This is a genomic window from Pseudomonas sp. MF6751 (genome assembly GCF_016613265.1).
Taxonomy (GTDB): Bacteria; Pseudomonadota; Gammaproteobacteria; order Pseudomonadales; family Pseudomonadaceae; genus Aquipseudomonas; species Aquipseudomonas fluorescens_BV.
The window spans coordinates 43,334-67,076 of the sequence record NZ_JAENSV010000015.1; the positions used below are offsets into that span (position 1 = coordinate 43,334).

22 protein-coding genes are annotated in these 23,743 nt (G+C 58.3%); 9 read left to right on the top strand and 13 right to left on the bottom strand.

Annotated elements, in window-relative coordinates:
* Nucleotides 1–72 precede the first annotated feature (72 nt).
* Nucleotides 73–930 carry an MIP/aquaporin family protein gene (locus tag JJD66_RS14450; protein WP_200648444.1) on the bottom strand — a complete coding sequence of 286 codons (858 nt, stop codon included), beginning with the start codon at nucleotides 928–930 and terminating at the stop codon, nucleotides 73–75.
* A 327-nt stretch (nucleotides 931–1,257) separates the two neighbouring features.
* Between JJD66_RS14450 and ybaK the strand changes: the two genes are divergently transcribed.
* Nucleotides 1,258–1,728, top strand: a complete 471-nt coding sequence (ybaK, locus tag JJD66_RS14455) for a Cys-tRNA(Pro) deacylase (protein ID WP_057021816.1) — start codon at nucleotides 1,258–1,260, stop codon at nucleotides 1,726–1,728.
* Between the two features lie 134 nt (nucleotides 1,729–1,862).
* Here ybaK and JJD66_RS14460 read toward each other — a convergent pair whose 3' ends face one another.
* Complete coding sequence (locus JJD66_RS14460) at nucleotides 1,863–2,972, bottom strand: ABC transporter ATP-binding protein (protein WP_200648445.1); 1,110 nt, start codon at nucleotides 2,970–2,972, stop codon at nucleotides 1,863–1,865.
* Nucleotides 2,969–3,889, bottom strand: coding sequence for an ornithine carbamoyltransferase (gene argF, locus JJD66_RS14465; RefSeq protein ID WP_200648446.1), 921 nt, complete (start codon nucleotides 3,887–3,889; stop codon nucleotides 2,969–2,971). The genes JJD66_RS14460 and argF overlap by 4 nt, the downstream gene beginning before the upstream one ends.
* A gap of 433 nt (nucleotides 3,890–4,322) precedes the next feature.
* Between argF and JJD66_RS14470 the strand changes: the two genes are divergently transcribed.
* Nucleotides 4,323–6,431, top strand: a complete 2,109-nt coding sequence (locus JJD66_RS14470; RefSeq protein WP_105225907.1) for a molybdopterin oxidoreductase family protein — start codon at nucleotides 4,323–4,325, stop codon at nucleotides 6,429–6,431.
* Nucleotides 6,432–6,508: 77 nt separating this feature from the next.
* Nucleotides 6,509–6,847: a Grx4 family monothiol glutaredoxin gene (gene grxD / locus JJD66_RS14475; protein ID WP_054898038.1), complete on the top strand. Its 339-nt coding sequence runs from the start codon at nucleotides 6,509–6,511 to the stop codon at nucleotides 6,845–6,847.
* 68 nt (nucleotides 6,848–6,915) lie between these two features.
* On the opposite strand, the gene bfr is transcribed toward grxD, so the two are convergent.
* Complete coding sequence (gene bfr, locus JJD66_RS14480) at nucleotides 6,916–7,386, bottom strand: bacterioferritin (RefSeq protein ID WP_054898039.1); 471 nt, start codon at nucleotides 7,384–7,386, stop codon at nucleotides 6,916–6,918.
* A gap of 200 nt (nucleotides 7,387–7,586) precedes the next feature.
* Nucleotides 7,587–7,805: a bacterioferritin-associated ferredoxin gene (locus JJD66_RS14485; RefSeq protein WP_017526354.1), complete on the bottom strand. Its 219-nt coding sequence runs from the start codon at nucleotides 7,803–7,805 to the stop codon at nucleotides 7,587–7,589.
* Nucleotides 7,806–8,048: 243 nt separating this feature from the next.
* Here JJD66_RS14485 and JJD66_RS14490 point away from each other — a divergent pair, with 243 nt between their 5' ends.
* On the top strand, nucleotides 8,049–8,651 hold the full coding sequence (locus tag JJD66_RS14490; protein WP_003172097.1) for a peroxiredoxin: 603 nt from the start codon (nucleotides 8,049–8,051) through the stop codon (nucleotides 8,649–8,651).
* Nucleotides 8,652–8,717: 66 nt separating this feature from the next.
* Here the strand turns inward: JJD66_RS14490 and rnt are convergent, their stop codons facing one another.
* Nucleotides 8,718–9,389, bottom strand: a complete 672-nt coding sequence (gene rnt, locus JJD66_RS14495; protein WP_003188980.1) for a ribonuclease T — start codon at nucleotides 9,387–9,389, stop codon at nucleotides 8,718–8,720.
* Entirely contained in the window at nucleotides 9,386–10,432 is a 1,047-nt protein-coding gene (gene pyrC / locus JJD66_RS14500; protein ID WP_200648447.1) for a dihydroorotase, read from the bottom strand. The genes rnt and pyrC overlap by 4 nt, the downstream gene beginning before the upstream one ends.
* 156 nt (nucleotides 10,433–10,588) lie before the next feature.
* On the opposite strand from pyrC, the gene JJD66_RS14505 reads away from it, so the two are divergent.
* The 3 genes from JJD66_RS14505 to JJD66_RS14515 all read left to right on the top strand — a co-directional run bounded on the left by JJD66_RS14505 (nucleotide 10,589) and on the right by JJD66_RS14515 (nucleotide 14,088).
* On the top strand, nucleotides 10,589–11,497 hold the full coding sequence (locus JJD66_RS14505) for a flagellar protein MotY (RefSeq protein WP_105225908.1): 909 nt from the start codon (nucleotides 10,589–10,591) through the stop codon (nucleotides 11,495–11,497).
* A gap of 129 nt (nucleotides 11,498–11,626) precedes the next feature.
* Complete coding sequence (locus tag JJD66_RS14510) at nucleotides 11,627–12,844, top strand: argininosuccinate synthase (RefSeq protein ID WP_200648448.1); 1,218 nt, start codon at nucleotides 11,627–11,629, stop codon at nucleotides 12,842–12,844.
* 611 nt (nucleotides 12,845–13,455) lie between these two features.
* Nucleotides 13,456–14,088, top strand: coding sequence for a response regulator transcription factor (locus JJD66_RS14515; RefSeq protein WP_003188986.1), 633 nt, complete (start codon nucleotides 13,456–13,458; stop codon nucleotides 14,086–14,088).
* 83 nt (nucleotides 14,089–14,171) lie between these two features.
* On the opposite strand, the gene JJD66_RS14520 is transcribed toward JJD66_RS14515, so the two are convergent.
* From JJD66_RS14520 to metG, 4 genes are all read right to left on the bottom strand, one after another.
* Nucleotides 14,172–14,354, bottom strand: coding sequence for a PA3496 family putative envelope integrity protein (locus tag JJD66_RS14520; RefSeq protein WP_014717144.1), 183 nt, complete (start codon nucleotides 14,352–14,354; stop codon nucleotides 14,172–14,174).
* A gap of 107 nt (nucleotides 14,355–14,461) precedes the next feature.
* Nucleotides 14,462–15,100 carry an endonuclease III gene (gene nth, locus JJD66_RS14525; protein ID WP_003188989.1) on the bottom strand — a complete coding sequence of 213 codons (639 nt, stop codon included), beginning with the start codon at nucleotides 15,098–15,100 and terminating at the stop codon, nucleotides 14,462–14,464.
* 60 nt (nucleotides 15,101–15,160) lie between these two features.
* The gene (rsxB, locus tag JJD66_RS14530; protein WP_200648449.1) at nucleotides 15,161–16,129 is read right to left on the bottom strand and encodes an electron transport complex subunit RsxB; all 969 of its coding nucleotides are present in this window, start codon (nucleotides 16,127–16,129) and stop codon (nucleotides 15,161–15,163) included.
* A gap of 88 nt (nucleotides 16,130–16,217) precedes the next feature.
* A complete protein-coding gene (gene metG / locus JJD66_RS14535) occupies nucleotides 16,218–18,269 on the bottom strand; it encodes a methionine--tRNA ligase (protein WP_200648450.1) in 2,052 nt (683 codons plus the stop codon).
* A gap of 172 nt (nucleotides 18,270–18,441) precedes the next feature.
* Here metG and apbC point away from each other — a divergent pair, with 172 nt between their 5' ends.
* Nucleotides 18,442–19,536, top strand: a complete 1,095-nt coding sequence (gene apbC, locus JJD66_RS14540; RefSeq protein ID WP_200648451.1) for an iron-sulfur cluster carrier protein ApbC — start codon at nucleotides 18,442–18,444, stop codon at nucleotides 19,534–19,536.
* Between the two features lie 522 nt (nucleotides 19,537–20,058).
* On the opposite strand, the gene fdxA is transcribed toward apbC, so the two are convergent.
* Nucleotides 20,059–20,382 carry a ferredoxin FdxA gene (gene fdxA / locus JJD66_RS14545; protein ID WP_003208688.1) on the bottom strand — a complete coding sequence of 108 codons (324 nt, stop codon included), beginning with the start codon at nucleotides 20,380–20,382 and terminating at the stop codon, nucleotides 20,059–20,061.
* A gap of 142 nt (nucleotides 20,383–20,524) precedes the next feature.
* Nucleotides 20,525–23,116 (bottom strand): DNA mismatch repair protein MutS, encoded by a 2,592-nt coding sequence (gene mutS / locus JJD66_RS14550; protein WP_200648452.1) that lies wholly within the window; start codon nucleotides 23,114–23,116, stop codon nucleotides 20,525–20,527.
* 125 nt (nucleotides 23,117–23,241) lie between these two features.
* Between mutS and JJD66_RS14555 the strand changes: the two genes are divergently transcribed.
* On the top strand, nucleotides 23,242–23,463 hold the full coding sequence (locus JJD66_RS14555) for a hypothetical protein (protein WP_198714759.1): 222 nt from the start codon (nucleotides 23,242–23,244) through the stop codon (nucleotides 23,461–23,463).
* The last annotated feature ends 280 nt before the right edge of the window (nucleotides 23,464–23,743 follow it).

Below are 23,743 nucleotides of genomic sequence, written 5' to 3' on the forward strand. Positions count from 1 at the left end.
ATTGCCTTGGACGAAATAAGGAAGTCAGAAATCAGCCTGGGCCGCGAAGGGCAGAGGACCAGGCTGGCGCTTTCAGGAAATACGAGTCTTGCCGTTGACAGCCGTGTCAGGTGTTTCTTCAGCGATAGCCGGTGCGGCGCTCGGCAGGTGGCGAGCAATCAGCCCGCGATAGGCCGCAGCACCCAGGCATGCGCCGACAATCGGGGCGAAAATCGGCACCAAGAAGTAAGGAATATAGCGACCGCCAGTAAAGGCCATTTCACCCCAACCGGCGAAAAAGGTCATCAGTTTGGGACCGAAATCCCGTGCCGGGTTCATCGCAAAGCCAGTCAGCGGGCCCATGGCGCTGCCGATTACGGCGATCAGCAAACCGATCAGCAGAGGTGCCAGGGGGCCGCGTGGCAGGCCGTTGTTATCATCGGTCAGCGCCATGATCACGCCCATCAGGATGGCGGTGATGACCATCTCCACCAGGAATGCCTGGGCCGTGCTCAGCAGCGCATGGGGATAGGTGGAGAACACCGACGCCAATTCCAGGCTGGCTTGTGAGCCGCGGACCATGTGGTGGGTTTGTTCGTAATCGAAAAACAGATTGCTGTAGAGCGTGTACACCAGGGCGGCGGAGCAAAAGGCGCCGGCGACCTGGGCAAGAATATAGAAGGGCAGTTTGCGCTTTTCAAAATCGGCAAAGATGCACAGGGCGATACTGACCGCCGGGTTGAGGTGAGCCCCGGAAATACCGGCACTCAGGTAGATCGCCATGCTCACGCCGACCCCCCAGATGATACTGATTTCCCACAAGCCAAAGCTCGCACCCGCGACCTTGAGCGCGGCGACGCATCCTGTACCGAAGAAGATCAGCAGCGCGGTGCCCAGGAATTCGGCCATGCATTGGCTCGAAAGTGAAGGCTGTTGAAGAGCAGTTGTCATGGAAAACCTCAATTGTTGTTCTTGTCTTGCGCACTGCCTCAACGGGCGGTTGCGCGATTTTCACCGTGACGAGGATCCCCATCCTTAGCCGCGGCTTACTGCTGGAGCACTGATGGACTATTCCTACAGTATTCGGAAACGAAAAAATATAGACAAGAATGACCGCTGTCAAAGGTCGAAAGTGAACCATTGGTCACTTTCGAACTATTGGTCTGATGAATGATCACGCCGTGTATCCCGGAGCTGTGAGCCAGCAGCGCTTGAACTAGAGCGTTTTGCCGGCGCTTGGCCTAGAATTGGGCACCTGTTTTCCCTGCCGGAGACGCCATGACGCCCGCACTGGATTTGTTGAAAAAAGTTCGCGCCGAACATCGCATTCACAGTTATGAACATGACCCTAAGGCGGCGTCATATGGCCTGGAAGCTGCGGAGAAATTGGGCCTCGACCCGGCGCAGGTGTTCAAGACGCTCTTGGCGAGTAGCGAGAAGGGCGAATTGTTGGTTGCCGTGGTGCCGGTCGTCGGAAGTCTGGACTTGAAAGCCCTGGCTCACGCTGCGGGTGTGAAGAAAGTCGAAATGGCTGACCCGGCAGCGGCGCAGCGTTCCACCGGTTATCTGTTGGGCGGCATCAGCCCGCTGGGTCAGAAGAAGCGGCTGCGAACGTTTATCGATGAAACGGCGCAACCCTTTGCAACGATTTTTGTCAGCGCGGGCAGAAGAGGATTGGAAGTCGAATTGCCAGCAGCGGTGTTGGCTGAACACACCCAGGCCAAATTCGCACCGATCGGGCGGGCCTGATAATTATTCTTTGAAGTTTATGAGGATCAAATGTGGGAGCTGGCTTGCCTGCGATAGCATCAACGCGGTGTAACAGATAACCCGAGTTGTCTGCATCGCAGGCAAGCCAGGTCCTACATTCCGACCCGGTTTTATCAGTGAGCGACGCTGTGGCGGCGCACGCCTGACTCAACAGCAGGAATCTGCGCCGCTGTGCTGCCGGATGCCTGGAACACCACCAAATGCTCAGCCGCCACACGAATCCCCACCTCTGCGCCCACTTGGTGATCGGCATGGCTGGGGAAAATCGACTCCAACTGAGCGCCGGTCGGCAGCTGTAACCGGTACAGCGTTGAGGCGCCGAGGAAGGTCTTGCCGACGATCCGGGCTTTCAACGCGCTGTCCGGCGCATACACGATATCGTCCGGGCGCAGCAGCACGTCCACCGCAGCGCCGGTCGGCAAGGTGTAGGCACGGTTGCCGCGCAGGTCGCCCAGTTCAGTGCTGACCGATTCGGGCGAGTTCAGCCGACCACGGATGAAATACCCCTGGCCGATGAAACTGGCAACGTAAGGCGTCTGCGGTTCGTGATAGAGGTTGTAGGGCGTGTCCCATTGCTCAAGACGACCCTCCTTGAACACGCCGACATGGTCGCTGACCGCGAAGGCCTCTTCCTGATCATGGGTTACCAGGATCGCGCTGGTGCCGCGAGCCTTGAGGATGTCGCGCACTTCATGGCTGAGCTTGCGGCGCAGTTCGCCATCGAGGTTGGAAAAGGGTTCATCCAGCAACAGCAGTTGCGGTTCCGGCGCGAGGGCGCGGGCGAGGGCGACACGTTGTTGCTGACCACCGGACAGCTCATGGGGGAAGCGCTTGCCCAGGTTCTTCAAGTTGACCAGTTCCAGCAACTCGGCAACTACGCGCTCTTTTTGCGGGTGCTTGCGAATGCCAAAGGCGATGTTGTCAGCCACGTTCAGGTGCGGGAACAACGCGTAGTCCTGGAACACCATGCCGATGCGACGTTTTTCCGGGGCGAGGGTGAAACCGGCACGGGAGATGACTTCGCCCGCCAAGCTGATTTCGCCTTCATGCACCGGCTCAAAGCCAGCAATCGCGCGCAGGGTAGTGGTCTTGCCACACCCTGAAGAGCCGAGCAGGCAACCGATATCGCCGGCGTTGAGGTGCAGGTTGAGGTTTTGCACCACCCGCTGGTCTTGATAGCCGCATGCCAGATTGCGCAGGTTCAGCAGTAATGGCTGGCTCATGCGTGGTGGTACGACGGTGGTACGAGGAATTCGAGCAAGGCTTTTTGCGCATGCAGGCGGTTCTCGGCCTGATCCCACGCGACTGAGCGCGAATCGTCGAGCAGGTCCTGGCTGATTTCTTCGCCCCGGTGGGCGGGCAGGCAGTGCATGAACAGCACGTCTGGCGCGGCCAGGTCGAGCAACGCACGGGTCACCTGAAACGGCGCGAACCTGGCCAGGCGCTTGGCGGTTTCGTCTTCCTGGCCCATGGAGGTCCAGACGTCGGTGCTGACCAGGTGCGCGCCGACCACTGCGTCTTTTGGATCGCGCAGCAGTTGCACACGGCCATCGGCCTTGGCCATGAACTCGGCGCTGGGCTCGTAGCCTTCAGGGCAGGCGATGCGCAGGTGGAAGTCGAACTGGATCGCCGCTTCTATATAGCTGTTGCACATGTTGTTGCCATCGCCGATCCAGGCCACGGTCTTGCCTTGGATCGAGCCACGGTGCTCGAGGAAGGTTTGCATGTCGGCCAGCAACTGGCAGGGGTGCAGGTCATCGGACAGGCCGTTGATCACGGGCACACGGGAGTTGGCGGCAAATTCGGTCAAGGTGCTGTGGGCGAAGGTACGGATCATCACGGCATCGAGCATGCGCGACATCACGATGGCGCAATCGCTGATCGGCTCACCACGGCCCAATTGGGTGTCGCGCGGTGACAGGAAGATGGCCTGGCCACCCAGCTGGATCATGCCGGCTTCGAACGACAGGCGTGTGCGGGTCGAGGACTTTTCGAAAATCATCCCGAGTACCCGGTTTTTCAACGGCTCAAACAGTACACCGCGGTTACGCAGGTCTTTAAGCTCAATGCCTCGACGGATCACGCTGACCAGCTCTTCGGGCGTGCAATCCATCAGGGAGAGAAAGTGCCTTGCGCTCATCATTAACTACCTTTTGCAACAGACCGCAGATACTCAAAGCCTTGTTTATTGCGACAACGGGCGAGACCTGCGGCGAAAGCCGCACGGGGCGACGAAATAGGGGAAGACGCGATATTGACATTAAATGTCGCGTTTTACCAATAGGGCTACGGCTTTAGGGGTGTTCAAGCAGGGCGCTGGCGCGCGTTTGAAGACGAATTCCTGACAGCAGCGAGCCATTTGTACACTGGCGTCCAGGCCTTTTGCAATGCGCGGGGGCGGGCTTGGGCTAGGTCGCGTCGGTTTCAGCGCCTGCCGACAAGGTTTCTGAAACATTTGCTCATGCTTAGCCATGCCCTGGCCTATGCCCGTCGATTCACAACGCGAAGGTTGCTGGCGCGCCAAGTGGTCGCGGCCCATAGTTGAGTCAAAGCCCCTATAAAAGAGACTGGCCATGACCAAGACTCTCCACCACCGTGCCTGCCACCTGTGCGAAGCCATCTGCGGCCTCACCCTGGAAACCACCCAAGCCGAAGACGGTAGCCTGGCGATCACCTCGATCAAGGGCGACCCTCTGGACAGTTTCAGTCGCGGCCACATTTGCCCCAAGGCGGTGGCCCTGCAGGACATCCAGAATGACCCGGACCGCCTGCACCAACCCATGCGGCGGGTGGGCAGCGAATGGCAGCCGATTGCCTGGGATGAAGCCTTTGCCCTGGTGGCCGAGCGGCTTGCGGGTATCCAGGCGCGGCATGGGCAGAACGCGGTGGCGGTGTATCAGGGCAACCCAAGCGTGCATAACTATGGGTTGATGACCCACAGCAACTACTTTCTAGGGCTGTTGAAGACGCGCAATCGCTTTTCCGCGACCTCGGTAGACCAACTGCCTCATCACCTCACCAGTCACCTGATGTACGGCCACGGCCTGTTGTTGCCCATACCCGATATCGACCAGACCGACTTCATGTTGATTCTCGGCGGCAACCCGCTGGCTTCCAATGGCAGCATCATGACCGTGCCCGATGTGGAGAAACGCCTCAAGGCCATCCAGGCGCGGGGCGGAAAAGTGGTGGTGGTCGACCCTCGGCGCAGCGAGACGGCAGCCATCGCCGACCAGCACGTGTTCGTGCGCCCCGGCGGCGATGCGGCATTGTTGTTTGGGGTGCTCAACACTTTGTTCTCCGAAGGGCTGACACGCGACAGCCATTTGCCGGTGCAAGGTCTGGATGATGTACGCAAGGCGATTACCGGCTTCGATGCCGAGGCCATGAGCCGCCAGTGTGCGGTGCCTGCCGAGCAGATTCGCCAGTTGGCCAGGGACTTCGCCGGCGCTGACAAGGCCGTTTGTTATGGCCGCATGGGGGTCTCGACCCAAGCGTTTGGCACGCTGTGCCATTGGCTGGTGCAACTGATCAACCTGGTGACCGGCAACCTGGACCGTGTCGGCGGCGCGCTCTGCACCAGCCCCGCGGTGGACCTGGTGGCCTCCACCAGCGGCGGCCATTTCAACCGCTGGCAGAGCCGCGTGTCCGGGCGGCCGGAGTACGGCGGAGAACTGCCGGTGTCAGCCCTGGCCGAAGAAATGCTGACCGAGGGTGAAGGGCAGATCCGCGCCCTGGTGACGGTGGCCGGCAACCCGGTACTGTCCACGCCTAACGGCCGCCAATTGGAACAAGCCCTGGACGGGTTGGAGTTCATGGTCAGCATCGACCTGTATATCAACGAGACCACGCGTTATGCCGACCTGATCCTGCCGTCCACCTCGGCGCTGGAAAACGATCACTACGACACCACCTTCAATCTGTTCGCGGTACGCAATGTCACACGCTTCAATCGCGCCATCCTGCCCAAGCCTGAGGGTGCGTTGCATGACTGGGAGATCTTTGTCGGCTTGGCCAAGGCGTTTGCGGCGCACACTGGCGCGGTGCTCAAACCCACCCTGCCACCGGCACAGATGATCGACTTCGGGCTGCGTGCGGGTGCCTATGGTGACGCATCCAGTCATAAACTGTCGGTGGCGATGTTGGCGGATCATCCCCATGGCGTGGACCTGGGGCCGCTCAAACCCAACCTCGCGGCACGTTTGAAAACCGCGGATGGCAAGGTGCAAGCGGCACCGGCCGTGATCCTGGCAGACCTGGCGCGTTTCGCCGCGCAGCCGGTGCCGGTGGCCGACGAACTGCTATTGATTGGCAGGCGGCATGTGCGCAGCAATAATTCCTGGATGCATAACTATCACCGGCTGGTGAAGGGTAAGCCACGCCATCAACTGCTGATGCACCCCGATGATCTGGCTAGCCGTCAGTTGAGCGATGGCCAGCGGGTGCGGGTGAGTTCGCGTATCGGTATGGTCGAGGTGGAAGTAGCGGCCAGCACGGACATGATGCCGGGTGTGGTCAGCCTGCCTCACGGCTGGGGCCACGGTCGTCCGGGCGTGCAGATGAGCATCGCGAGCAGCCAGCCGGGGGCGAGTGCCAATGACTTGACCGACGAGCGGCAATTGGACGAGTTGTCGGGTAATGCGGCGCTCAACGGCGTACCGGTGAAGGTGGCGGCGGCCTGAGCATCCTGCTGGATTTTTGCGTTACAATGCGCCACCGTGCCGACCCGTGAGTCGCAAAGTTCCTGCAGAGGTGTTCCATGGATATCATCGAAACGATCAAAGAGCAGATTGCCAACAACACCATTCTGCTTTACATGAAGGGCGCACCTAACGCGCCTCAGTGCGGTTTCTCCGCAAAAGCGTCCCAGGCTGTGATGGCATGTGGCGAGAAGTTCGCTTACGTGGATATCCTGCAAAACCCTGAAATCCGCGCCAACCTGCCAAAGTACGCCAACTGGCCGACTTTCCCGCAGTTGTGGGTAGCCGGTGAGCTGGTTGGCGGTAGCGACATCATCACTGAAATGGCAGCTGATGGCTCGCTGCAAGCGCTGATCAAAGACGCAGCGCAAAAAGCAGCAGTCAAGACTGACGCCTAATTGGCGAGCAATAAAAAGCCCCGCTTCTCTGGTGAGAGCGGGGCTTTTTTGTGCCTGAACGCTACGGGTTATTCACCCATCTGCGATTGCAGGTAATTCTCCAGGCTGACCTTGTCGATCAGGCCCAACTGGGTTTCAAGCCAGTCGATATGCTCTTCCTGATCTTCCAGGATATCTTCCAACAGTTCACGGCTGCCGAAATCGCCCTTGGTTTCGCAGTGAGCGATACCAGCCTTCAGGTCGCTGTGGCTCTTGCGCTCAAAGCCCAGGTCGCTGCTGATCATTTCCTGGGTGTGCTCGCCGATGTTCAGCTTGCCCAGGTCCTGCACGTTCGGCAGGCCTTCCAGGAACAGGATGCGCTTGATCAGCGCGTCGGCGTCCTTCATGGCCTTGATCGATTCTTTGTATTCACGCTTGCCGAGCTTTTCCAGGCCCCAGTCATCGTACATGCGCGCATGCAGGAAGTACTGATTGATCGCGACCAGTTCATTGGCAAGGATTTTGTTGAGTTGCTGGATGACTGAGATGTCGCCTTTCATGACTGGGGTCCTGCCCTGTAATAGCTGTGTATAGGGCGGAGTCTGAGCGGTGAAAATCCTAGTGTCAAACCTAAGTTATTGAATAATAAATGAAAATTAATCGGAATAAGAATGTTTGTGTTCCGCGTCTTGGCGCTAACTAATTGAATTACAGGCATAAAAAAACCGGACACAAGGTCCGGCTCTTTAAAACATGCCTATCAGGCGTGTGTAAATTCTGTCGAGTAGGGGAGTGCGGCCTGGGCTGTTTGCAGCTGCGTCAGGGTTTCCCGTACCACTTGCTTGGCCAGGCAAGCACATTTGCCGCACTGGCTGGCAACGCCGGTGGTTTCACGCACTTCTTTGTAGCTGCAGCAACCTTCATAGATTGCTTCGCGGATTTGTCCGTCGGTGACGCCAGTGCAGAGGCAGACATACATAAGTGAGAACCGTCGCGGGTTTATGGCTTAAGTGCGATGGATCTTAATGTTAACGAGAATGATTGTCAAAATAGTTTCAGCAGCAATCCGGGGGGAATCGCCCGTGCGCTGACGAACGGTTTTTTCGGTGTATGATGGTCGGTCTTCACGAAGCGTGATTGCGTCATATTTCTGTCTGTTTCCACAGGCAGACTCGACCGGTCCTTTTACTTCAATCGTCACCCCTATATCAGGAGATATCCAATGAGCGTACTCGTCGGTAAACAAGCCCCGGATTTCGACGTACCAGCCGTCCTCGGCAATGGCGAAATCGTAGACAGCTTCAAACTGTCTGAAGCCATCAAAGGCAAATACGGCCTGGTGTTCTTCTACCCGCTGGACTTCACCTTCGTCTGCCCTTCAGAGCTGATCGCCCTGGACCACCGCATGGACGATTTCAAAGCGCGCAATGTTGAAGTGGTCGCGGTTTCCATCGACTCCCATTTCACCCACAACGCCTGGCGCAACACCGCCATCAACGACGGCGGCATCGGCAAAGTCAAATACACCATGGCTGCCGACATGAAGCACGACATCGCCAAGGCTTACGACGTGGAGTCCGAAGGCGGCGTGGCGTTCCGTGGCGCGTTCCTGATCGACGACAAGGGCGTTGTGCGCTCGCAGATCATCAACGACCTGCCGCTGGGCCGTAACATGGAAGAGCTGATCCGCCTGGTCGACGCGCTGCAATTCCACGAAGAGCACGGCGAAGTCTGCCCTGCCAACTGGAAAAAAGGCGACAAAGGCATGAACGCTTCGCCTGAAGGCGTAGCGGCTTACCTGACCGAGAACGCTGGCAAGCTGTAAGCCAACGTCACGGTACAAAAAAAACCGGCCTGAAAAGGCCGGTTTTTTTATGCGCGGGATTTGCCTTCAGTCGTTGAAGTCTTCCCAGCCGCCCATCTGTTTCCACCGATTGACGATGCCGCAGAACAGCTCGGCGGTCTTCTCGGTGTCGTAGCGGGCCGAGTGGGCTTCACGCCCGTCAAAGTCGATACCGGCCGCCTGGCAGGCTTTAGCCAGAACGGTCTGACCGTAGGCCAGGCCGGCAAGCGTTGCGGTGTCGAAACTGGAGAACGGATGAAACGGGTTGCGCTTCATGTCCAGCCGCGCCACGGCGGCGTTCAGGAAGCCCAGGTCGAAACTGCTGTTGTGGCCGACCAGAATCGCACGTTTGCAGCCATTGGCCTTCAACGCCTTGCGCACGCCACGGAAGATATCGGTCAGCGCCGCTTCTTCACTTACCGCCATGCGCAGCGGGTGGTCGAGCTTGATCCCGGTGAATTCCAGGGCAGCGGCTTCGATATTGGCGCCTTCAAACGGCTCGACGCGGAAGAAATGAGTGTGTTCCGGGTACACAAAGCCCTGTTCGTCCATGCCGATGGTGGTTGCGGCGATTTCCAGCAAGGCGTCGGTGGCGCAGTTGAAACCACCGGTTTCTACGTCGATGACAACCGGCAGATAACCGCGAAAACGCTCGGCCATCGGATGGCGCGAGCCGCCACCGCCGTGCTCTTGTTCGTCGTCGTAATGGTCTTCACTCACTTGCTTTCCTCCAGCAGGCGCCAGCGCAGTGTTTCACCGGCGCGCAGCGGGATAACGGTCAGCTCGCCAAACGGCAGGCTGGCAGGGGCGGTCCAGTCTTCACGGACCAGGGTAATGCGGTCGGTATTCGCCGGCAGGCCGTAGAAACGCGGGCCGTTGAGGCTGGCGAAACCTTCGAGTTTGTCCAGCGCGTTACGCTGTTCGAACGCTTCGGCGTACAACTCGATGGCGGCAAACGCGGTGTAGCAGCCGGCGCAGCCGCATGCGGCTTCCTTGGCGTGCTGGGCGTGTGGCGCAGAGTCGGTGCCGAGGAAGAACTTCGAGCTGCCGCTGGTGGCGGCATCCAGTAGTGCCACCTGGTGGGTATTGCGCTTGAGGATAGGCAGGCAATAGAAATGCGGCCGAATCCCGCCCACCAGCATGTGGTTGCGGTTGTAGAGCAGGTGATGAGCGGTGATGGTCGCGCCAACGTTGGCCGACGCTTCGCTGACGAACTGCACCGCATCGGCGGTGGTGATGTGTTCAAACACCACTTTGAGCGTAGGGAACAACTCGACCACACGACGCATGTGTTCATCGATGAAGATTTTTTCGCGATCGAACACATCCACGTCGCCACGGGTGACTTCCCCGTGGATCAGCAATGGCATGCCGACCTCCGCCATGGCTTCGATCGCCGGCAGGATCTTGTCGATACTGGTTACACCGGAATCGGAGTTGGTGGTCGCACCTGCCGGGTACAGCTTGGCGGCGTGCACATAACCGCTGGCCTTGGCTTCACGGATTTCTTCAGGCTGGGTGCGGTCGGTCAGGTAGAGCACCATCAACGGTTCGAAGCGGCTGCCGGCCGGTCGTGCAGCGAGGATGCGCTGGCGATAGGCGTCGGCTTCTGCGGCATTGCGCACCGGAGGTACCAGGTTAGGCATGATGATGGCACGGCCAAACGTGCGGGCCACATCGGCCACGGTTTGGGGTAACGCAGCACCATCGCGAAGATGAATATGCCAGTCGTCGGGACGCAGCAGGGTCAGGCGGTCGGACATTGGGGATTCCAGGCGGGTCAATCTGGTGGGAATGCTACCGGAAAAGACTCTTGCAGGCACTCGCTATCAAGTTTTGCCGGATGCTACCGATATCTCCGGGTATGCCTTAACGATGTATGACGCTTTGAAGTGTTGTAGAAACCAGTGGAGCCTCCCGTGCGCCAGTATTATCTAGCCCTGCTCAGTGTGTTCGCCAGCCTGCCTGCGGCGGCCCTCACGTTCCAGACACGTCTGGAGAATATTGAGTGGAAGGTAGAGGGCGATCAGTTCGAGTGCCGCCTGACCCAGCCGATCACCGATTTCGGTTCCGGTGAGTTCGTGCGCCGGGCCGGCGAGCAGGCAACGTTTCGTCTGAAAACCTATGGCGGCACCCTTGGCGCCGGCTCGGCAACCTTATTGGCCGCGGCCGCGCCGTGGCAGCCGGGCCGAGGTGATATCAACCTTGGGGCCGTGCGTGTCGGCAGCGGCGACGTCCTGTTCAATAGCTCCCAGGCCCAGGCCGGCCGCCTGTTCACGGGTTTGCTTGAAGGGCGCAGCCCGACCGTGCGGCATTACGGGCGTCAAGGCGGCTACTCGGAAATTCGCCTGCTGCCTGTGAAGTTCAACAAGGCGTACAACGATTATCAGGTGTGCACCACCAAGCTGCTGCCCATGAATTACGACCAGGTCAAACAGACTGAAGTGGGCTTCCCCGGTGGTGGTATTGAGCTGGACGCGGCGGCCAAGAAGAAGTTGTCGGTGATCCTGGCATTCATGAAAGCCGATCCCACGGTCAATCATGTCGAGTTGAACGGCCATTCCGACAACAGTGGCAATCGCCTGACCAACCGTGACGTCTCACGGCGCCGCGCCCTGGCGGTGATGGACTACTTCAAGGCCAACGGCATCCAGGAATCGCAAATCACGATGCGCTTCCATGGCGAAAGCTACCCCTTGGCGCCCAACACTAATGCCGCCAACCGTGCGCGTAACCGCCGTGTAAATATTCAGCTTGAGCGGGTGGCTACCCCAGAGAAACCGGCGCCTCAGGCCACTGCGCCGAGCAACCCGGCGGCTACCTCATAAGAGGCGACCATCGGTCGCCCACTCGACATAATCTGTCGCTTTATCTTCATTTGCTGTCGCGCCCCTGTAATTTCACGGTTTTGATCGGTAGAATCGTCGCCTTTCCGTACAACCCCGTGGAGTGATGGCATGGCCGACGTAAACAAGGTCGTTCTCGCGTATTCCGGCGGCCTGGACACTTCGGTGATCCTCAAGTGGCTGCAGGATACTTATAACTGTGAAGTGGTGACCTTCACCGCTGACCTGGGTCAGGGTGAAGAGGTCGAACCTGCACGTGCCAAGGCGCAAGCCATGGGCGTGAAAGAGATCTACATTGACGACCTGCGCGAAGAGTTCGTCCGCGATTTCGTTTTCCCGATGTTTCGCGCCAACACTGTCTACGAAGGTGAGTACCTGCTGGGTACCTCCATCGCACGTCCGCTGATCGCCAAGCGCCTGATCGAGATCGCCAATGAAACGGGCGCCGACGCCATTTCTCACGGCGCCACCGGCAAGGGCAACGACCAGGTACGTTTCGAACTGGGTGCCTACGCACTAAAGCCAGGCGTTAAAGTCATTGCGCCGTGGCGTGAATGGGACCTGCTGTCCCGTGAAAAGCTGATGGATTACGCTGAAAAGCACGCTATTCCGATCGAGCGCCATGGCAAGAAGAAGTCGCCGTACTCGATGGACGCCAACCTGCTGCACATTTCCTATGAAGGCGGCGTGCTGGAAGACACCTGGACCGAGCACGAAGAAGATATGTGGAAATGGACGGTCTCCCCGGAGAACGCTCCAGACAAGGCGCAGTACCTGGAACTGACTTACCGCAACGGCGACATCGTTGCGCTGGACGGCGTTGAAATGACCCCGGCCACCGTACTGGCGACCCTGAACCGTATCGGCGGTCAGCATGGTATCGGCCGTCTCGACATCGTCGAGAACCGTTACGTTGGCATGAAGTCCCGTGGCTGCTATGAAACCCCGGGCGGCACCATCATGCTGCGCGCCCACCGCGCCATCGAATCCATCACCCTGGACCGCGAAGTCGCGCACCTCAAAGACGAGCTGATGCCCAAGTACGCCAGCCTGATCTACACCGGTTACTGGTGGAGCCCTGAGCGTCTGATGCTGCAACAGATGATCGACGCCTCCCAGGCTCACGTGAACGGTGTCGTGCGCCTGAAGCTGTACAAGGGCAACGTGATCGTCATCGGCCGCAAGTCCGATGAGTCGCTGTTCGACTCCAACATCGCCACCTTCGAAGAAGACGGCGGCGCCTACAATCAGGCGGACGCGGCAGGCTTCATCAAGTTGAACGCGCTGCGCATGCGCATTGCTGCCAACAAGGGCCGCTCGTTGTTCTGAACCGTGCGTCTGTCGTGAAAAAAGGCCCCTTTTGCAAGGGGCCTTTTTTTGCCTGGATTTTAGATGCGGCGCTGTTTATTAGCGTTTAGCGTGTGTTTAAGGATTTTTCCGTAACTTGCGCAATTATTATCCAGTTTATCTTTATATTTTTAAGGTTGAATGATTTTTTACATCTGAGGAGGAACTATGTCTGACAGAAAATTCACTCATGTAGCTGCAATGGATATGTGAGTTGTTGAATTTTCTGTAGGAATTATGGAAGTGTCGAAATATGTTAAATGGAACTAATACGGATAGTTTTTTCGGGGCGGTTTGCTGGCGTCATTGCGACAAACAAGGGGTATTTCCTGAAAGACTTGTGCGGCACGTTTACTTTTACGGGCTGATGGTCATGATCTTTCACTCAAAATATGTACGCGTCGAGAAAGGTCTGAAAGCAACCATAAAGCTCTATGCATCTAAGTTGGCGAATTTTTGTAGGCTAATTCCTATCTTCTTGTGGGTTGGGTCTCTGCCTGCTCTTGCTCGGGGGGGAATGCTATGCCAACTAGTAATCGACTAGGCTATTGTGTTTGCTCTAAATAATTCGAACAGCGAAATTGGACTTTCTCATGAATAAAGTGCTGATCGTGGATGATCATCCCGTCATTCGTCTTGCTGTGCGCATGCTAATGGAGCGTCATGGTTATGAGGTCGTTGCCGAGACTGATAACGGTGTCGATGCGTTGCAACTTGCACGGGAACATATGCCGGATATTGTGATACTGGATATCGGAATCCCCAAGCTCGACGGCCTGGAAGTTATTTGTCGGCTGGCTTCGACCAAGCAAGCCGTTTCGTTCAAGGTGCTGGTGCTGACGTCCCAGGCGCCCGGCCATTTTTCCATGCGCTGCATGCAGGCAGGTGCCGCCGGCTATGTGTGCAAGCAGCAGGATCTGACAGAGTTACTCAGTGCCATCAAGGCGGTGCTTTCCGGCTATAGCTATTTCCCGAACCAGGCGCTCAACTCAGTGCGGTCAACCATGGGCAATGCCAGTGAAGCCGACATGGTCGAACGCTTATCGGGGCGGGAGATGATGGTGCTGCAGCAACTGGCCCGCGGCAAAACCAACAAGGAAATTGCCGATGGCATGTTCCTCAGCAACAAAACCGTCAGTACCTACAAGACGCGCTTGCTGCTCAAGCTCAATGCCAGGTCCCTCGTGGACCTGATCGAACTGGCCCAGCGCAACGGCTTGGTCTAGGAGGATATTGCACCCCTTGAATACCCGTGTAACCGGCAGAAAAAAGCCTCCGTCAGGGAGGCTTCCGGCCGTCAACGGCTCGATCAGAGATCGAAGTCGTAATCGGCCAGCTGTTTTTGCAAGCGTCGCTCTTCCAGAAGATTGTCGATAGTGCGGCGTTTGCTTAAATTGGTCTTGGCCACCTCTGCCACAGGTGCCTCTACCACATCGTCATCCGACTCAACGAGGTCGTCTTCCACTTCCAGTTGTTCGTTGCCAGCGCTCATAAGGTCAACTCCAGGCTAAGACTGCCGTTGGGGCTCCTTATAGCGATAATCCGCGAACGGGTAAAAAAGATTTTTTCAATCGCCTGATCACAAAAACCAATGATCGCTCAATCGTCGGAGGTCTTGTCCTTGTATTCGCACAAGTCTTCGATACGGCAACTGCCGCAGCGCGGCTTGCGGGCCTGGCAAACGTAGCGTCCGTGCAGGATCAGCCAATGGTGGGAGTCGAGCAGATAGGGCTTGGGCACGAACTTCATCAATTGCTTTTCCACCTCAACCACATTTTTGCCCCGCGCAATGCCGGTTCGGTTGCTGACGCGGAAAATGTGCGTGTCCACCGCCATGGTCAACTGCCGAAACGCCGTATTGAGTACCACGTTAGCCGTTTTGCGGCCCACGCCAGGCAAGGCTTCGAGGGCTTCGCGGGTTTGTGGCACCTCACCCCCATGCAGCTCCAGCAGCAGGCGGCACGTTTCGATCACATTCTTGGCTTTGCTGTTATACAGGCCGATGGTCTTGATGTATTCGGACAGGCCTTCCACACCCAGGGCGTAAATCGCGGCGGGTGTATTGGCCACGGGGTACAACTTCGCCGTGGCCTTGTTAACGCCAACGTCCGTGGATTGAGCCGAAAGGATCACCGCAATCAGTAATTCGAACGGTGAGGAGTAGGCCAGTTCGGTTTTCGGTTCCGGATTGTCTTCGTGAAACCTGCGGAAGATTTCCAGGCGTTTTGCGGCATTCATAGGGACAGACGTTTCCTTGCAGGCGGTCGGCGTGATGTTCGTAATACACAGCGCAGTGGGTCAGCCGTTGGCCTCGGCATCTTGCAGCGTTTGCTCGGCGTCATTCAATGCAGCTTTCAAGGTTGCCAATTGATGCTCGTCAGCATGGTGATCCTGAGCCTTTTTCAATGCTGCACGGCGCATGGCCAGCTGGATTTTTGCGCGCTTGAACTCGGCGCTTTTAGTGGTCGTCTTTGGTGGCTGCGGTGAGCTGTTGGCCTCCAGTGCGGCAAGCGCCTGCTCGGATGCCTCGAACTGTCGCTGCAGCATAATCAATTGCGACTGTTGCTCAAAGGTCGGCGGATGCCCAAACGCTTTCAAGGATTTGTGCAACTGAGCGCGACTCATGGCGACGCTGCTTTTGGCCTGCTTGATCGCAGCGTCCTGAGCGGCCTGAGTATTATCGACCGGTGCCACCTCCATCGGCGCTGCGCGCTTGGCTCGTGCCAGGCGTTCGGCGAGCATGCAAGCTTCTTCACGTTGCAGACGGGCGTTACGTTGTTCGAAGCGTCGCCGCGCCCGGTTGCGTTTGAGGTCGCGCGCACGCCGTTCATCATCGTTGCTGGCCAAGTCACCGACGATAGGCAGAACGTCAGCAAGCGGGCGCATCTCGATACAGTCGACAGGGCAGGGCGCAACACACAGGTCGCAACCGGTGCACTCGTCGACAATCACGGTGTGCATCAACTTGGCGGCACCCACAATGGCGTCCACCGGGCAGGCCTGGATGCATTTGGTACAACCGATGCATTCGGCTTCGCGGATATAGGCGACTTGCGCAGGCGCATCTCCTCGGCTGGTGTCCAGTTCCAGTACCGGCAGGCGCAGCAGTTGCGCGAGCCCCTCAATGGTTTCCTGCCCACCGGGCGGGCACTTGTTGATGGCTTCGCCTTTAGCGATGCCTTCTGCGTAAGGCTTGCAACCCGGGTGCCCGCACTTGCCGCATTGAGTCTGCGGCAGCAGCGCGTCGATACGTTGAATGAGGTTCATGCTGTGATCATAGCGTTGACGCCCGGCCCAGGGAGGAGGGCAAGCTGAGAAGCCCCGCCGTTAGCAACAGCGGGGCATTTTGCAGAGGTTACTTGATGCGTTGACCCGGCTTGGCACCGCTGTCCGGGCTCAGCAGGTAGATTTCTTCGCCGCCAGGGCCCGCCGCCATCACCATGCCTTCGGAAATGCCGAACTTCATTTTCCGTGGCTTGAGGTTGGCGATCATCATGGTCAGGCGGCCATCGAGCTTGGACGGGGCCGGGTAAGCGCTCTTGATGCCGGAGAATACGTTGCGCTGTTCGTCACCGATATCCAGCGTCAGGCGCAGCAGCTTGTCGGCACCTTCGACGGCTTCGGCCTTGATGATCAGCGCCACACGCAGGTCTACGGCGGCAAAGGCGTCGAAATCGATTTCCGGGGAAATCGGGTCCTTGGCCAGTTCGCCATTGCCCGCCGGCGCGGATTGGCCGGTATCGGTCTGGCTGGCCACCAGGTCTTCTTTCGAAGCGTCGGTCATGGCCTGGACTTTCACCGGGTCAATTCGGGTCATCAAGGGCTTGAACGCGTTCAATTGATGATTGCCGAGCAAGGTGGTGTGATCGTTCCAGCTCAACGGCGCCACGTTGAGGAACGCCTCGGCATCGGCGGCCAGCAGTGGCAGCACCGGCTTGAGGAAGATCACCAACTGGCGGAACAGGTTGACCCCGGTGGCGCAGATCGCCTGGACTTCAGCTTCCTTGCCTTCCTGCTTGTTCAGTGACCACGGCGCCTTGTCGGCGATCCACGCGTTGGCGCGGTCGGCCAGGCCCATGATCTCGCGCATGGCGCGGGCAAAGTCGCGGGCTTCATAAGCGTCGGCGATGCTTGGCGCGGCGGCCAGGAAGGCGTCGGTCAGTTCCGGTGCGGCGTTCTCGGCTACCAGTACACCGGCGTTGCCCTTGTGGATAAACCCGGCGCAACGGCTAGCGATGTTGACGACTTTACCCACCAGGTCCGAGTTGACCTTCTGTACGAAGTCTTCCAGGTTCAGGTCCAGGTCGTCGACGCCACGGCCCAGCTTGGACGCGTAGTAATAGCGCAGGTATTCCGGCGACAGGTGGTCCAGGTAGGTGCGCGCCTTGATAAAGGTGCCACGGGACTTGGACATTTTCTGGCCGTTGACCGTCAGGTAGCCGTGCACGGCAATACCGGTCGGCTTGCGGTAGCCCGAGCCTTCAAGCATCGCTGGCCAGAACAGCGCGTGGAAGTTGACGATGTCCTTGCCGATGAAGTGGTACAGCTCGGCGGTGGAGTCCTTGCCCCAGAACGCGTCGAAGTCCAACTCCGGGGTGCGGTCGCACAGGTTCTTGAAGCTGGCCATGTAGCCGATCGGCGCGTCCAGCCATACATAGAAATACTTGCCCGGCTCGCCCGGAATCTCGAAGCCGAAGTACGGCGCGTCGCGGGAGATGTCCCACTGCTGCAGGCCACTGTCGAGCCATTCGGAGAGTTTGTTGGCCACGGCGTCCTGCAAGGTGCCGCTGCGCGTCCAGGTTTGCAGCATTTGCTGGAAATCCGGGAGCTTGAAGAAGAAGTGCTGCGAGTCCTTGAGCACCGGAGTGGCACCGGAGATCGCTGACTTGGGATCCTTCAAATCGGTCGGTGCGTAGGTCGCGCCGCATTTTTCGCAGTTGTCGCCGTACTGGTCTTCGGTGCCGCATTTAGGGCAGGTGCCCTTGATGAAACGGTCGGCCAGGAACATTTTCTTTTCCGGGTCGAAATACTGGGTCACCGAACGTTGGTCGATGTGCCCGGCTTCCTTCAGCCGCAGGTAGATCTGGCTCGACAGCTCGCGGTTTTCTTCGGAGTGGGTCGAGTGGAAATTGTCGAAATCCACCAGGAACTCGGCAAAGTCGGCGCTGTGTTCAGCCTGCACATTGGCGATCAGTTGTTCCGGGGTGATGCCTTCCTTTTCGGCGCGCAACATGATGGCCGAACCGTGGGCGTCGTCCGCGCAGACATAAATGCATTGATTGCCGCGATGCTTCTGGAAGCGCACCCACATATCGGTCTGGATGTACTCAAGCATATGGCCAAGATGGATGGAACCATTGGCATAGGGCAGGGCGCTGGTGACGAGGATCTTGCGTGGCTCGGACATGGGGCTCGGCTACTTGATGAAACGGAGGTCGGCCACTATAAAGCGCCGGGAAATTTATTTCACCCCGTGACGCTGTTTCAGTGTCTTGCGCACCTTCGAAAGCATGCCGTTCGGCGGCTGGAACGGTTAGGATAGCCGCCTGTTTCAGTCAGTCTTTTTTCGGGAGTAGCCCATGAGCGCCGTCAATCGCGCAGCGGTGGAAGCCGTTCTTCGCCAGTACACCGACCCTTATTTGAACCAGGACCCGGTCAGTGCCGGTTGTGTGCGTGCCATCGAGGTCCAGGGCGACCAAGTGTCGGTGCAGTTGCAACTGGGTTATGCCGCGGGTTTGTTCAAAAGCGGTTGGGCGCAGATGTTGCAAATGGCCATCGAGGGCCTGGACGGCGTGAGTTCGGCCAAGGTCGATATCCAATGTGTGATCGCGCCGCACAAGGCCCAGGCGCAGATCCCGGGCCTGGCCAACGTCAAGAACGTGGTGGCGGTGGCGTCCGGCAAGGGCGGCGTGGGTAAATCCACCACGGCGGCTAACCTGGCCCTGGCCCTGGCGCGGGAAGGTGCGCGCGTGGGCATTCTCGATGCCGACATCTACGGGCCGAGCCAGGGCGTGATGTTCGGCATCGCCGAAGGCACGCGGCCGAAGGTGAAGGATCAGAAATGGTTTGTGCCCATCGAGTCGCTGGGTGTGGAAGTGATGTCCATGGCGTTTCTCACCGATGACAACACGCCGATGGTCTGGCGCGGGCCGATGGTCTCCGGTGCGTTGCTGCAACTGGTCACACAAACGGCTTGGGGCGACCTCGACTACCTGGTGATCGACATGCCGCCAGGCACCGGCGACATCCAGTTGACCCTTGCGCAGAAAGTCCCGGTGGCCGGTGCAGTGATTGTCACCACGCCTCAGGACCTGGCGCTGCTCGACGCCAGGAAAGGTGTGGAGATGTTCCGCAAGGTCAACATCCCGGTGCTGGGTGTTGTGGAAAACATGGCGGTACACATCTGTTCCAACTGCGGGCATGCCGAGCATCTGTTCGGTGAAGGTGGGGGCGAGAAGCTCGCTACCCAGTATGGCGTTGAACTGTTGGCATCGTTGCCATTGGCGATGGAGATTCGCGAGCAGGCCGATGGTGGCAAACCTACCGTAGCGGCAGAGGCTGATGGGCAGATCGCGATGATCTATCAGGAATTGGCCCGTCACGTCGGTGCGCGGATTGTTTTGCAGGAAGCGACGGCGCCGGCGATGCCGACCATTACCGTGAGCGACGATTGATTTGGCTTTAACGGTTACGCGAAAAGCCTGACGATCCGTGGTGCTCTCAGGTTTTTCGCGAGCGAGCTCGCTCCTACAGGTGGGGCGCCAATAGGGCTTGCTGCTACTTTGCGTAATGCGCGTGTAAGCATTCGCTTACTTTTCCGTAAGTGTTTGGTTTTTTTAGCGGTTGCGTACGTCTTGAATCGACGAAGTTATTATCTAAGGTTTTGAAAAATAACGATTATTTTCATTCTGGCGAGCGGAAAAGTTTGTCAGCCCGCCGTGGGGGGCGCGTTGAACTTCTCTCGGAACGCTCTAACATCAGCCCCGTGTCCACGGATTGGCACAGCCATCAAGGAACGATGGTTTGAAGGAACGTCGCAGGATGCGATTCATCAGGATGATGAAAAGGAATACAGGGACTAGGGAAAAAATGTGGGCGGGTCATACCGCCCCTTTTTTTTGCCTATAGAAAAGTAAAACGCTTCCTTCAGAAACGCAAAAAGGCCCGCAAGGGGCCTTTTGGGGGCGACGACGCTATCAGCGTTCGAGGTCTGCAATCTTACCTTTCTTGCCATCCCACTCCGCAGCATCGGGCATCGGGTCTTTGCGCTCGGTGATATTCGGCCATATTTCCGCCAACTCGACGTTCAGCTGAATAAACTCCTGCATCTCCGCAGGCACTTCGTCCTCGGAGAAAATCGCGACGGCCGGGCATTCTGGTTCACACAGGGCGCAGTCGATGCACTCATCCGGGTGGATAACCAGGAAATTCGGGCCTTCGTAGAAGCAGTCCACCGGACAGACTTCTACGCAGTCGGTGTACTTGCACTTGATGCAGTTGTCGGTGACGACGAAGGTCATTTCTAATTTTCTCCTCAGGCGGCGGCAGCGAAACCCCTTTTGGTGGGGTTCGCGAGGTTTGAGAGCGATAGTCTGCGGACCAGGCTAAAAGCCCGCAGCATCCCAAACCGCGCGAGATTCTATCAGCTTGCAAGCGTCTGCGTTATATCCGAGTCTTCAGTGCATATAACATTTCGAGCGCTTTACGCGGCGTCAAGTCATCCAGGTCAAGCTTTGCCAACTCATCCAGCACTGGATGGGGCAGGCTGGCGAACATATCGCTCTGGTGCGGCGCGGCGGGTTTCTTGCTGGCTTTGGCCGGGCTGGCGACCACCGTTTCATGGGGCAGGGCCGTGGTTTCCAGGCGGCTGAGGTGTTCACGGGCACGGGTGATCACCTCGCTCGGCACACCGGCCAACTGCGCCACGGCCAGGCCGTAGCTCTGGCTTGCCGGCCCTGGCAGCACATGGTGCAGGAACACAATGCGCTCGTTGTGCTCGGTGGCATTGAGATGCACGTTGGCCACCAGCGGCTCGCTTTCCGGCAACACCGTCAGCTCGAAGTAGTGCGTGGCGAACAGCGTGTACGCACGCAGATGCGCCAAGCGTTCGGCCGCGGCCCAGGCCAGGGACAGGCCGTCGAAGGTGCTGGTGCCGCGGCCCACTTCGTCCATCAGCACCAGGCTGCGTTCGGTGGCGTTGTGCAGAATGTTGGCGGTTTCGCTCATTTCCACCATAAAGGTCGAACGGCCACCGGCCAGGTCATCGCTGGAGCCGATCCGCGTGAAAATGCGGTCCACCAGGGACAGTTCGCAACTGGCTGCTGGGACGAAGCTGCCGATATGCGCCAACAGCACGATCAACGCGGTCTGGCGCATGTAGGTGGATTTACCACCCATGTTCGGACCGGTGATCACCAACATGCGGGTATCGTCGTCCAGCGACAGGTCATTGGCGACGAACGGCGTAGTCAGCACCTGCTCTACCACCGGGTGACGACCTTGCACGATACGCATGCACGGTTCGCTGACAAACCGTGGGCAATTGAGGTCCAGGTTCAGCGCACGTTCGGCGAGGTTGCTCAACACATCCAGCTCCGCCAGGGCGGCGGCGGTGTCTTGCAACGGCGCCAGGCGGCTGATCAAGTCCTCGAGCAAGGCTTCGTAGAGCATTTTTTCCCGCGCCAGGGCGCGGCTTTTGGCTGACAGCGCCTTGTCTTCGAACTCTTTTAGCTCGGGGGTGATAAAACGCTCGGCGCCTTTGAGGGTCTGGCGACGTTGATAGTCGATAGGCGCCGACTCCGCCTGCTTGCTCGGCAACTCGATAAAGTAACCATGCACGCGGTTATAGCCGACCTTCAGGTTAGCCAGGCCCGTACGGGCTTTTTCGCGGGCTTCCAGGTCGATCAGGAACTGCCCGGCGTTTTCGCTGAGGGATTGCAGCTCATCCAACTCGCTGTCGTAGCCGGTTTTCAACACACCGCCGTCACGAATGATCGCCGGCGGGTTGTCGATGATGGCCTTTTCCAGCAACGCTGCGAGGTCCGGGTAAGTGCCGGCGGTGACTGCAAGCTGTTGCAGGTGCGGCGTGTCCAGTTCGGTCATCGCCACTTGCAACTGCGGCAGGGCGCTCAAGGCATCACGCAGGCGCGCCAAGTCGCGGGGCCGCGCATTGCGCAGGCCGATCCGCGCCAGGATGCGCTCGATATCGCCAATCTCTTTCAGTTGCGGCTGCAGTTTTTCAAAGCGATAGCCGTCGAGCAGGCAGGTAATGGAAGACTGGCGCGCTTGCAACACCGTCAAATCCCGCAGCGGACGGTTCAACCAACGGGTCAGCAAACGGCTGCCCATCGCGGTCTGGCAACGGTCCACCACCGATTGGAGGGTGTTATCACGCCCACCGGCCAGGTTGGTGTCCAATTCCAGGTTGCGACGGCTGGCGCCATCGAGCACCACGGTATCGTCCAGACGCTCATGGCGCAGGGTGCGCAAGTGCGGCAGGGCAGTGCGCTGGGTTTCCTTGGCGTAGCTGAGCAGGCAGCCTGCGGCACCGATGGCCAGGGTCAGGGTTTCGCAACCGAAGCCTTTAAGGTCCTGCACCGAGAACTGCTGGCACAGACTTTTCAGCGCCGAGTCGCGTTCGAAATCCCACGGTGCACGACGCTTGGTCCCACGACGTTTCTCCGCCGGCAAGTCCTTGGGCCAATCATCCGGAATCAACAACTCCACCGGATTGATACGCTCAAGTTCCGCCAACAGGTTCTCCCAGCCCTTGATCTCCAGCACGCTGAAGTTGCCGCTGGTGATATCCAGCACCGACAGGCCGAACAAACGCTCATCGCCCAACACCGCCGCAATCAGGTTGTCGCGACGCTCATCCAGCAACGCCTCATCACTCACCGTGCCCGGCGTAATAATGCGTACTACCTGACGCTCCACCGGCCCTTTACTGGTGGCCGGGTCGCCGATCTGCTCACAGATCACCACCGACTCACCCAGCTTCACCAGCTTGACCAGGTAGCCTTCCAACGAGTGGTAAGGAATCCCACACATCGGAATCGACTGCCCCGCCGACTGCCCGCGCGCGGTCAGGGTGATGTCCAGCAGCTTGGCGGCCTTCTTCGCGTCTTCGTAGAAGATCTCGTAGAAGTCGCCCATGCGATAGAACATCAACTGATCAGGGTGCTGGTTTTTCAGGCGCCAGTACTGCTGCATCATCGGGGTGTGGGAGGACAGATCGGAGGTGTTTTTACTCATTGGGTAATAGGCAAATTCGTTGAAAGTGATGGGGCAAAGGGGGCGCTTGGCCCAGCATTTTTTGCGATGGCGGCAAGGTTAACACGCGAAGTGGCGCGTTCGCAGGTTGCAAACGGCTAGGTAAAATGCAAATTGACCCAATAAAAAGCCCGGCACAGGGCCGGGCTTCGAAAGGTGGTGTGCAATCAAGCTCTTTTCGCTTCTGCCTTCATCATCACGAGATTCTGCTGCTTGGTCGCTTCAGTCAGAACCTCACTGTAGACGCGCTTTTTCTGCTCGGATTTTGCGTTACGGATAAAGTCGGCAAAGGAGCTTTTTGCTTCTTTGGACAAGCCCTGCTTGATTGATCAACGCGCTCCTGATGGCGGCCCGAGCTTAACCGCTAGATCGGCCGGTGCATGCTGCTCGGGAATATGGTAGTCAATCTTGTCGACACCTGCCGTCCAGAGTTGTCGATATGCTTGATGGGCAAATCCACGTGAACGTCGTCCCTGATAAGCGGCAAACACGTTGCGAAGCTCATCGGGGTCGATCCGTAGGGGGTAGAAATTATCACGCGATTACAGCCCCGTTACTGGCCAAAACTTCACTTAATACATCCATTTTATGTATAGATATGCAAATTAG